The 12,216-nt window shown below is 64.9% G+C and carries 3 protein-coding genes; 2 read left to right on the top strand and 1 reads right to left on the bottom strand.

The features are described 5' to 3' along the window. Positions 1–66 precede the first annotated feature (66 nt). A complete protein-coding gene (locus MF6396_RS06215; protein ID WP_043864368.1) occupies positions 67–759 on the bottom strand; it encodes an OmpA family protein in 693 nt (230 codons plus the stop codon). Between the two features lie 376 nt (positions 760–1,135). Here MF6396_RS06215 and MF6396_RS06210 point away from each other — a divergent pair, with 376 nt between their 5' ends. Together MF6396_RS06210 and MF6396_RS06205 are read left to right on the top strand one after the other, a co-directional pair. Further along, positions 1,136–2,830 carry a ShlB/FhaC/HecB family hemolysin secretion/activation protein gene (locus tag MF6396_RS06210; RefSeq protein WP_078479897.1) on the top strand — a complete coding sequence of 565 codons (1,695 nt, stop codon included), beginning with the start codon at positions 1,136–1,138 and terminating at the stop codon, positions 2,828–2,830. A 61-nt stretch (positions 2,831–2,891) separates the two neighbouring features. After that, positions 2,892–12,216 (top strand): two-partner secretion domain-containing protein (locus MF6396_RS06205; protein WP_102063787.1); only part of this gene is annotated, 9,325 nt, incomplete at its 3' end.

Genomic DNA, 12,216 nt, shown 5'->3' with positions numbered 1-12,216 from the left:
CCGGCAAGGCCGGCTCCTACAACGGCGTGAGCCCCTTGTAGGAGCCAGCATTGCTGGCGAAAAGATTTACTGGTACTGCTGCCCAGGAATCGGCTTGAGGTTCACCTCCACCCGACGGTTCTGCGCACGCCCGTTGGCATCGGCGTTGCTCGCGATCGGCTGGTCCGGGCCCAGGCCACGCGCACTCACGCGCGAAGGGTCGACGCCCTGGGAGGTCAGGTAGGTGCTCACGGCCTGTGCACGACGCTGCGACAGGTCCATGTTGTGCTGGCGACTGCCGGTGCTGTCGGTGAAACCGACCACTTCGATGGTGTTCTGGTTGAACTGCTTGAACGAGTTGGCCAGGTTGTTCAGCGGCGCGTAGAAGCTTGGTGCAATGCTCGCCGAGTCGGTGGCGAAGGTGATGTTGCCCGGCATGATCAGCTTGATCTGGTCGCCTTGACGCTGCACTTCGACACCGGTGTTGGCCATGCTCTCGCGCAGTGCCGCTTCCTGGCGGTCGGCGTAGTAGCCGTAGCCGGCGGCGGCGGCGCCCACCGCGGCGGCGCCGATCAACGCACCCTTGCCACGGTTGTTGTGGTCGATGGCGGCACCGGCAACGGCACCGGCCAATGCGCCCAGGCCGCCGTACTTGGCGGTCTTGCTCATCCCGGTGGAGCCTTGCGCCTGGCCCTGGTTGTCATAGGGGTTCTGACTGGCGCAGCCAGTCATCAGGGCAGCAGCAGTAGCGACGATAATCAGACGACGCATGGTGAACATGGACAAGCTCCTACAGAATTCGTGTATGCAGCGGACCGACGGCGGTTCCCTGCCAGGCTTGGAACGCGAGCTGCGATAAAAATTCCCTCGGGACAAACTGTAGTCTACTGGCTGCCACGGTAAACCCGAAAAGTGCGAAGCCGGCGGCCCCCCAAACAAACAGGATGTTCATCACGCGCACCGGTCCGAACCGAGTGCACGTCTGCGCCCTGCAAACTCGACGCTGTTCACCCCATGTGCGGCAACCGGAAACCTCCTACACCCGTTACAAAAATGACGTCAATTAGCCATCACCTCGACGCTTTTTTGCAGTATCCTGCGCCGCGTTTGTAGGAAACAGACGTTCTTTTTGCATAACGAGTGATGGATCACCCTCATGCTCTACCTCTTCCGTCGCCTGGCTTTCGGCCTGGCGCTGCTGCCGTTTTTCGCCTCGGCCGACCCGCTGCAAACCCCAGGCGACCGCGACCTGATCCGCGACCGCCAGGAGCGGCTGCTGCAAGAACAGCGCAAACGCCTGCAGGAGCTGCAAAGCCTCCCAGGCAGGGCTGCGCCCCAGGTGCCAGCCAGCACACCTGAAGACACCCGTTGCTTTACCATCCGTCACATAGTGCTCGAGGGCGCCGAGCACCTGGGCGAGCGCGAGCAGCGCCGTCTGCTCGAACCCTACGAAGGCCAGTGCCTGGGTGTCGGCCAGCTCAATGCGCTGCTCAAGGTGGTCACCGATCACTACCTCAACCGTGGCTACATCACTACCCGCGCCTACCTGCCCCAGCAGGACCTGTCCTCCGGCACCCTGCAGATCACTGTCGTCGAAGGGCGCCTGGACGGCCTGGACAGCTCCAGCCTGGCCAGCCCGCGCGAGCTGGCCATGGCCTTCCCCGGCACCACCGGCGAGGTACTGAACCTGCGCGAACTGGAGCAACTGGTCGACCAGCTGACCCGCCTGCCCTCGCGCCAGGCGCAACTGGAACTGGTGCCGGGCGACGAGGTGGGCAGCAGCCGGGTGCAGTTGCAGGGGCAGCGCGACAAGCCCTGGCGCGTGTCGGCCACGCGCAACAATGACGGCGACCGCAGCAGCGGTGAACAGCAAATGGGCCTGGGCCTGGACTGGGACAGCCCACTGGGCCTGGCCGATCAGTTCAGCCTGAGGGCCAATCAGGACGCGGTCAGCGACCACTGGCGCCACTCCGACAGCCAGTACCTGAACTACAGCGTGCCATGGGGCTGGTGGACCTTCACCTACAGCTACAACCAGAGCTACTACCGTACCCGCGACGATTCCAGCGGCTTTCCCTTCAAGCTCGATGGCGACAGCCAGATGCACCAACTGCGCGTCGAGCGCGTGATACACCGCGATGCCCTGAGCAAGACGGCGGTCAACCTCGGCATCAGCCACCTGCGTACCAACAACTACCTGGACGACAGCCTGATCGACGTGTCGAGCACGCGCCTGAGCGAAAGCCAGCTGGGCGTGAACCATGGGCGGCGCATCGGCACCGCCTTCCTCAACCTCGACGCCGGCTGGCAGCAAGGCATCGGCGCCTTCGACGCCCAGGGCGCGGGCGACCCGCACGGCACCGAACCGGTTGCCCGCTACAACAAATACAGCCTGACCCTGAGCTACCTGCAGCCGTTCACCCTGTGGGGCGAAGCCTTCAGCTTCGACAGCCTGGCCACCGGCCAGCGCAGCGAAGACCCGCTCTACAGCCCGCAGCGCATCAGCGTGGGCGGGCTCAACTCGGTACGCGGGTTCAAGCAGCAGACCCTCACCGGCAACAGCGGCGGCTACTGGCGCAACCAGTTGCGCTGGCGTCGCCCGGTGAGCTGGGCGCCCTTGCAGCCCTTCGTGCAGGAGTACGGCGCGGCACTGGCCTACGACGTGGGCGTGATAAAGGGCGACCACAACAACCCCGACACCCATGGCCGCCTGAGCGGCAACGCCGTGGAACTGAACCTGCGCGGGCAGTACTTCGCCGCCAGCGTCAGTTTTGCCCGCTCGTTGCAGCGGCCCGACAGCCTCGAACGTCGTGAACACCCGATCTACGTGCGCATGGACGCGTTCTTCTGACCGGCCCCCCAGCCGATTAACGTGCCCTGATGGAGGGGCACCGATTTTCCGGAGTTTTGACATGGACGCCCGCAGCCCGTTGAACCAGTACCTGGCCCTGATCGTTGCCGGGGTCATGTTCCTCAACCCGATCGTCGCCACCGCCGCGCAGGTTACCGTGGATGCGGCGGCCAAGGCCGGCACCACCGTGGGCGCAGCCGGCAACGGGGTGCCCATCGTCAACATCGCCCGCCCCAACGGCAGCGGGCTGTCGAGCAACACCTTTCGCGACTACAACGTCGGCAAGCAGGGGCTGATCCTCAACAATGCCACCAACAAGACCCAGAGCACCCAGCTGGGCGGCATCATCGTGGGCAACCCCAACCTCAAGGGCCAGGCGGCCAAGGTCATCCTCAACCAGGTGACCGGGGGCAACCGCAGCACCCTGGCGGGCTACACCGAAGTGGCCGGCTCCGCTGCGCGGGTGATCGTGGCCAACCCCCACGGCATCACCTGCAACGGTTGCGGCTTCATCAATACCCCGCGCGCCACGCTGACCACCGGCAAACCGATCATGGACGGCGAACGCCTGGACCGCTTTCAGGTCGATGGCGGCGACATCGCGCTCGAAGGCGCCGGGCTCAATGCCAGCAATGTCGAACAGTTCGACCTGATCACCCGCAGCGCCAAGCTCAACGCCACGTTGCACGCCCAGCAACTGAACATCGTTACCGGACGCAACGACGTCAAGGCCGACAGCCTGCAGGTCACGCCACGGGCGGACGACGGCAGCGGCAAACCCTTGCTGGCCATTGACAGTTCCGCACTGGGTGGCATGTACGCCGGCGCCATCCGCCTGGTGGGCACCGAAAAGGGCGTGGGGGTGAAACTGGCCGGCAACATGGCCTCCACCGCCAGTGACGTGCAGATCGACGTGAACGGCAAGCTGAGCCTGGGCAATGTCACCGCCGAGCGCGACCTGAAAATCGCCGCCCACCAGGTGGAGCTCGAAGGCAAGACCTACGCAACGCGCAACGCCGAGATTCGCAGCGCCGAGCAATTGGTCAACCGGCAAAGCCTGGCTGCTCGCGAACGCATCGACGTGGCAGCCAGGCAGATCGACAACCGCGGCGTGATCGAAGCCGGTGTCGAAGCCAACAACACCCGCAACAACCGCGGCGACCTGCACCTGGCCAGCCAGGACCTGCGCAACAGCGCCAGCGTGGTTGCCAGCCGCCAACTCGAAGTGACCGCCCGCGCCAACCTGGACAACCAGGGTGGCAGCCTGAAGGGCGCTACCACCACGGTGACCGCCGGCAAGCTGGACAACCGCCAGGGCCAGGTACTGGCCAGCCACACCCTCACGCTCAAGGCCGACACGCTGGACAACCGCGACAAGGGCCTGCTGCATAGCCAGCGCAGCACCGTGGTGCAGGCCAACTCCGGCCTGAACAACCAGGGTGGTCGAGTGATCGGCCTCGACAGCCTGGCCATTGACGCGCCGCAGTTGGACAACAGCAACGCAGGATTGCTGGCCAGCAACCGGCAGGTGGTGATTCAAAGCCACGCGCTGAACAACCAGGCCGGCGAGGTTTCCGGCGCACGCAACGAAGTGCGCAGCGCCAGCGTGAACAACCAGGGCGGCAAACTGCTTGGAGGCGACGTGCTGCTGATCGCCAGCGCTGCCATCGACAACCGCCTGGGCCTGATCTCGGCCAGTCAGCACCTGGACATCCAGGGCCTTGGCCTGAACAACAGCAACAAGGGCGCCCTGCTCAGTCAGGGCACGCTGAACACCCGCATCAGCGGCCTGCTGGACAACCGCAACCAGGGCAACGTGGTGAGCGAAGGCGCGCTGCAGGTCACGGCCGGCCAACTGAACAACAGTGGCAGCGGCCTGCTGTCGAGCAAGGCCACACTGACGCTTTCGGGTGAGCGGCTGGACAATCGAGGCGGTGTACTGGTTGCCGATCAGGGACTGACGGTGGTCGGCGACACCCTCGACAACAGTGGCGGCGGCAAAGCCAGCACCCAGGCCGACCTGGTCGTTGACGTGGGCACGCTGCGCAACCATGACGCCGGCAAGCTGCTCGGCCAGGGCCGCGTGACCCTCGACGCCAAGCACATCGACAACCAGCGCGCCGGGCAGATCGTCGGCAACGATGCGGTGACTATCACCACCCACGACCTGCTCAACCAGCAAGGTGTGGTGTCGAGCATCGGCACGGTGGGCATCACAGCTACCGGGCAACTGGACAACACCAGCGGCAAGGTCATCGGCGACAGCGGCCTGACCCTCACCGTGCAGCGTCTGCTCAACCAGAGCAAGGGCCTGCTGGCTGGACGCGATGGGGTAGTACTGCGCGGCGCCGAGTTGCTCAACAGCGATGCCGGCCGGGTCAGCAGCCTGGCTTCGGTCGATATCGAACTCAGCGGCACGCTGGACAACAGCGTGGGCGGCGAGCTGGTCAGCGAGGGCCGCCTGAGCCTGAGTGCAGCTCAGTTGGACAACCACAACAAGGGCCTGGTATCGGCCATCGATACCTTGAATGTGGTCAGCCACGGCGCCCTGAACAACCAGGGCGGGACCCTGGTGACCGACGCCGCGTTGTCGATCCGCAGCGCGAACCTGGACAACCGTCATGGCGGCGCAATCAGCGCGGTGGGCGCACTCGAGCTGCGCAGTGGCGGGCTCGACAACCGCGACAAGGGCCGCATCGGCAGCGACACCGGCATCACCCTGCATGGCGCCCAGTTGTACAACGGCGAACAGGGCCGCATCACTTCCAGGGGCAAGATCGAGGCCACCCTCAGCGGGCTGGACCAGCGCGATGGCGGCTACCTGTTCAGCGCAACCGGCATCAGCCTGGACCTGCAGGGCGGCACACTGATCAACCGCGACAAGGGCGTGATCGCCAGCCCCGGCCAACTACTGCTGCGCCAGATCGGCGCGCTGGACAACAGCGCCGGTGGCGAGATATCCAGTGACCTCGGCTACAGCCTGCACACCGATCGCCTGGACAACCAGGGCGGGCGCCTGATCAGCGCCGACAGCCTCATCCTGCGCATCGCCAACGCCCTGGACAACAGCCGCAACGGCGTACTGTCGGCGGGCGCCGGGCTGGATATCGAAGCCGGCAGCCTGAGCAACACCCATGGCGGCACCCTGGCCAGCCGTGGCGACATCGGGCTGACCCTCGAAGGCCTGCTGGCCAACCAGCATCAGGGCACCCTGTCGGCAGGCGGCAATCTGCGCCTGAACAGCGGCGTTTTCGACAACAGCGACCAGGGGCTGGTATCCGCCAACCTGGGCTTGCACATCGACACCGGCACCCTGGACAACAGCCAGGGCGGCCAGTTGATCAGCCAGGGCGATGCACGCATCGACAGCACTACGCTGGATAACCGCAGCGGCGCCATCACCAGCGCCAAAGCCTTGCTGTTGAACAGCACCGACCTGCGCAACGGCGCCTACGCCAACGCCCTGCCCGGTGGCCGCATCAGCAGTGACGCCAACCTCACGATCACTGCCCGCCACCTGGACAATGGCCCGCGCGGCGAACTCTCGGCCAAGGGCGACCTGCGCCTGAGCGTACAGCGACTGATCCAGCAGCAAGGCCGCCTGATCGGCGAACAGGCCGTGCACCTGAACCTGCAAGGCGGCACGCTGGACAACCAGGGCGGGCTGATTCACGCCCGCGGCCCGCTGACCTTCGAGCACCTGGGGCTGGTCGACAACAGCAATGGCGGTGAGATATCCAGCGAGCAGGCATTCAGCCTGCTCGCCACGCAACTCGACAACCAGCACAAGGGCCGCCTCATCAGCGCCGGCACATTGCAGGTCGAGGCCACCAGCATCGACAACAGCAACGCGGGGCTTGTCTCGGGCCTGCAGGGCCTTGAGGTCAGGGGCACTACGCTGGACAACCGCGGCGCCGGCACCCTCTCCAGCCAACATGGCCGCCTCGACGTGCACCTTGAAGACACCCTGGACAACCGCGACCAGGGCGCACTGGTCAGCCTTGGCAGGCAGCAGATCACTGCCACGCGCCTGGATAACCGACACGGCATCATCGCCGGCGAAGCCGATGTGACCCTGAGCATCGACGGCCGGCTCGACAACAGCCAGGGTGGCCTGATCGCGGCCACCCAAACCCTGAGCCTGAACCGTACCAGCAGCGTGATCGACAACAGCGGCGGCCAGCTCAATGGCCAGCGCCTGGAAATCGACGGCAAGCAGCTGAACAACCAGAACGGCCAGGTGACCAGCCAGGGCGCACTGCGCGTCACCCTGCTCGGCGCGCTGCTCAACACCCAGGGCGCACGCCTGGCCAGTGGCGGCGACCTGCTGCTAAACAGCGCCAACCTCGACAATCGCGGCGGCAGGCTGGTCAGCCAGGCCTTGCTGCGCATCGACGCCGACAGCCTGAACAACAGCGCTGGCGGCACACTGGCCAGCCAGCAGAACCTGGTATTACGTCTGAAGGGCGACCTGCTCAACCAGCAGGACGGCCTGGTATTCAGCGAACGCGGCAGCCTCGACATCCAGGCCCAGGCCCTCGACAACCAGGCGGCGAGCCTCAAGGCCCAGAGCAATATCCTGCTGCGCCTGGGCGACGACCTGCGCAATCAGGGCGGGCGCGTGGACAGCGTGGCCGGCAACCTCGATATCCACAGCACCCACCTGAACAACAGCGCCGGCGGCATGCTCAATAGCAGCCAGGGCCGGCTCACGCTGGTCAGCGGCCTGCTCGACAACAATGCTGGCACCCTCCAGGCCCAGACGCTGGACCTCGAGGCCCGCGACGGCCTGCAAAACCGCAAGGGTTTCATCTCTGCCTTGTCCGGCGACAACCGCATCGCCACCGCCACATTCGACAACCAGGGCGGCGGGCTGTATGCCGCAGGATGGCTGGGTGTGAACGCCGGGCAGTTCCTCAACCAGGCCGGCAAGGTGGGTGCCGGGCGCATCGACTTCGACCTGTCGGGCCTGCTCGACAACCAACTGGGCCAGCTCGAGAGCGAGGCTGACCTGGCCCTGCGCAGCCAGACGCTGAACAACGCCAATGGCAGCCTGCGCGCGCTGGGGCGCAGCGGCACCACCCTGATCAGCACCCGCGAGACGTTCAACAACAACGCTGGCCTGCTGGAAACCGCCAACCAGCACCTGGACCTGCAAGTCGCCGGCCTGAGCAACAACAGCGGGCAGTTGCTGCACACCGGTAGCGGCAACTTCGGCCTGGCCGCCGACAAGGTGATGCGTGCGGGCGGCCTGCTGTACACCAACGGCCTGCTCGACATCAAGGCCGCCAACTGGACCAACAGCAGCGTATTGCAGGCCGCGCGCCTGAACCTGGACATCGGCCAGTTCACCCAGACCGCGAGCGGCAAGCTGCTGGCGGCGCAGAGTTTCACCGGCAAGGGGGTCAATTGGCGCAACGACGGCCTGCTGGCCAGCGACGGCAGTTTGCGGCTCGACCTCACCGGCACCTACAACGGCACCGGGCGCACCACCAGCCTGGGCAACCTGACCCTGAACGCGGCCAGCATCGACCTTGCCAGCACCAGCACCCTTACCGGGGGCGCCACCAGCGTGGTGAGCGCCACCAACACCTTGACCAACCGCGGGCGGATCACCTCGGCGGGCAATCTGACCGCCACGGCCGGCACGCTCGACAACTACGCCACCCTGGGCGGCGCCACGGCCTTGCGCATCAATGCCGACACCCTGCGCAACGACCGCGGGCTGATCTTCAGCGGCAACGATATGACGCTGCGGGTAGGCACCTTCACCAACACCTATGCCGACCTGTACAGCCTAGGCGGGCTGAGCATCGCCCGTAATGACCGAGGTACCCGTGCCACGCACGTGGAGAACATTTCCGGCAGCCTGGAAAGCGCCGGCAACATGAGCCTGCTGGCCGACACCCTGATCAATCGCAAGGACAAGCTCACGGTCCGGACCGAACGGGTATCGGGGAGCATCAACACCTATGCCGACGACCATTGCAAGGGCAAGGGCTGCGAGTTCCAGTTCACCGCCGTCGAGATCTCCCACGATGTCATCGACCAGGACAGCCAGGCGGCATCGATCACCACAGGTGGCAGCCTGACGTTCAGCGGCAACGAGTTCAGCAACCGTTACAGCAGCGTCTCTGCCGCCCGCAACATCAGCATCGACACTGCCGTACTCAACAACATTGGCGTGAGCGGTGGCGAGCAGCGCAACTTGAACGGCAGTTTCTACAGCCGTAACCGGTCGCACTATTCCGGCTTCATGCAAAAGAAGAACGCGTTCAACCAGTCCGGCGTACCCGGCATGGAAACCCTGGACCAATTCCTGGCCGCCGGCGGCTACCCCGGCAAAGGCGTATACAGGTTGAGCGACAACCGCACGCCCATCGCTGGCGCCGTGGTCTCCCCTGCCGTCATCCAGGCTGCGGGCGCTGTCACCATCAACGCCACCGAGCGCATCGACAACAGTGTGGTGCGCGCCAATGCCAGCGGGGTCGGCAGCATAGGCCAACGCGGTGCCAATGCCGACAAGGCCACCGCGCAAACCTCGGTACGTGCCATTACCTCGCAGTTGCCGCCCGACCTGGCACAGCGCCAGGTCAACCCGGTCACGCTGCCAAGCTTCAGCCTGCCGCAGGGCGAGCATGGCCTGTTCCGCCTTAGCGGGCAGACCGGCCAGACAGCCCAGGCCAGCGGTGCACTGGCCGCAGGTGCCGACCTGACTCAGCACGGGCAAGCCGGCACGCTGGGCAGCCTGGCCAACACTGCCACCGGCAACGCCGGCCAGGGTCACTGGGCAGGCCCTGACGCACAGGCTGCCAGCGTTGCCGGGCAAACCGGTACGGGCCTGGACGGCCTGCCGGCAGGCGTGAAGCTGGTACAGGGCGTGCCAACCCCGGCAACTGCCAGCCAGCCGCACAAGTACCTGGTGGAAACCAACCCGGTGCTCACCGACCTGAAGAAATTCCTCAGTTCCGACTACCTGCTGGGCAGCCTCGACATCGACCCCGACGCCACCAAGAAGCGCCTGGGCGACGGCCTGTACGAACAGCGCCTGATCCGCGAAGCGGTAGTGGAGCGCACCGGGCAGCGCTTGATCGCCGGGCTGGACAGCGACGAGGCGATGTTCCGCTACCTGATGGACAACGCCATTGCCAGCAAGGATGCGCTGAGCCTGAGCGTAGGCGTGTCGCTGAGTGCCGAGCAGGTGGCCGCCCTCACCCACGACATCGTGTGGATGGAAACCATCGAGGTCAACGGCGAGCAGGTGCTGGCCCCGGTGCTCTACCTGGCCCAGTCCGAAGGACGCCTGGCGCCCAACGGCGCGTTGATCCAAGGGCGCGATGTCAGCCTGATCAGCGGCGGCGAGCTGAACAACGTCGGCACCCTGCGCGCCAGCAACAACCTTTCCGTCACCGCCGGCAACATCGACAACAGCGGCCTGATGGAAGCCGGCCAGCGCCTCGACCTGCTGGCCACCGATTCCATCCGCAACAGCGCCGGCGGCATCCTCAAGGGCCGCGACGTGAGCCTGTTGGCCCTGACCGGCGATGTCATCAACGAGCGCAGCGTCACCCGCCTGGACGATCGTGTCGGCGGCGAGCATGTGGTGCAGAACATCGTCAACAATGCGGCGCGCATCGAGGCTGCCAACGACCTGACCCTCTCGGCCGGTCGCGACATCGGCTTTGTCGGTGGCGTGGCCACCGCCGGCGGCAACATTGCGCTGAGCGCCGAGCGCGACCTCTACATCGCCAGCCAGCAAGTCACCGACAGCCACGAGTACCAGCGTCGCCGCGTCAGCGGCTACGACAGCACCACCACCCAGTACGTCAGCCAAGTGCAGGCTGGCGGCAGCTTCAGTGCCTCGGCCGGGCAAGACCTGTCGGTCATCGCCAGCGAGATCGAGGCACGTCGCGACATCGCCCTGGAGGCTGGGCGCGACGTGTTCATCGCTGCTGCGGCAGACGAAGACCATGCCTATTCCAAAGGCAGAAAAGGCAACACCAAAACCGAGAAACAGCACGACAGCGTGCGCCAGCAGGCGGCCGAACTGACTGCCGGCGGCTCGCTCAGCATCGAGGCCGGCGACAACCTGCTGATGGTTGCCAGCAAGGCCACGGCGGGCGGCGAGGCCTACATCTCCGCCGGCAATACCCTGCAGCTACTGGCCGCCAACGACAGCGAGTACTCGCTGTACGACATGAACAAGAAAGGCAGCTGGGGCAGCAAGAAGACCCAGCGTGACGAAGTCACCGATGTAAAGGCGGTGGGCAGCGTGGTCACCAGCGGGGGTGACCTGACCCTGGTGAGCGGCGGTGACCAGTTGTACCAGGGCGCCGCCCTGGAGTCAGGCCGCGACCTCACAATAGAAAGCGGCGGTGCGGTGACGTTCGAAGCCGTCAAGGACATGCATCAGGAGAGTCACGAAAAGAGTAAGGGCGACCTGGCGTGGACCAGTGCCAAGGGCAAGGGGCAGACGGATGAGACGCTGCGCCAGACGCAGATGGTGGCCAACGGAAACCTGATAATCAATGCGGTAGACGGCATCAAGGTCGATATAAAAAAGATCGACCAGAGGACTGTCAGTCAGTCCATCGACGCCATGGTGAAGGCTGATCCGAAACTGGCATGGTTGAAAGAAGTGGAAGCCAGGGGTGGTATCGACTGGCGCCAGGTGGAGGAAATTCACTCTAGCTTCAAGTACGAAAATTCCGGTTTGGGTGTTGGAGCACAACTGGCTGTAGCTATCCTGATGGCCGCCGCAATGGGCCCGGCAGGATTCGGTCTCACGGGCTTTCAGCTAGGCGCAGCAACAAGCCTGGCAACAACCGGTGCGGTCAGTACGATCAACAACCAAGGTGATCTCGCAGCAGCGCTCAAGGAAACACTAAGCAAAGACAGTCTGAAGAATGCAGCAGTCTCCTCACTGACGGCAGGTTCATTTGAATACGTAGACACTCACTGGTTCGGCGTAGAACAAAGCGGTCAAGCGGGCGGATTCGTGAAGGCTGCCGATGGCACCCTCATTCCGGTTTCCAGCAACCCGCGCAACGTACTCACATGGGCGAACGCCTCAGATACGCTCATTCGGGCTGGTGCGCACTCGCTTGTTTCGAGCGCAATATCTACGGCCATCAATGGCGGCAGCTTCAGCGACAACCTGGGCAATGCTCTAGTCGGCCAGGCAGGCAGCATCGCCATGGCCACGGGCTTCAAGTTTGCCGGTGACCAGACCATTCGATTTGAGAACGGCAGCCTGCCAAAAATTGTGGTGCATGCCGTCATGGGTGGTTTGCTGGCAGAGGCCACGGGCAGCGATTTCAAAACTGGCGCCATGGCTGCGGGCTTGAACGAGGCCATGGCAGATACGCTGTCAACGTTATCCGGTG

The sequence above is a fragment of the Pseudomonas sp. MF6396 genome, from assembly GCF_002018915.1.
GTDB lineage: Bacteria > Pseudomonadota > Gammaproteobacteria > Pseudomonadales > Pseudomonadaceae > Aquipseudomonas > Aquipseudomonas palmensis.
This window is presented reverse-complemented; position numbering and strand designations above follow the sequence as displayed.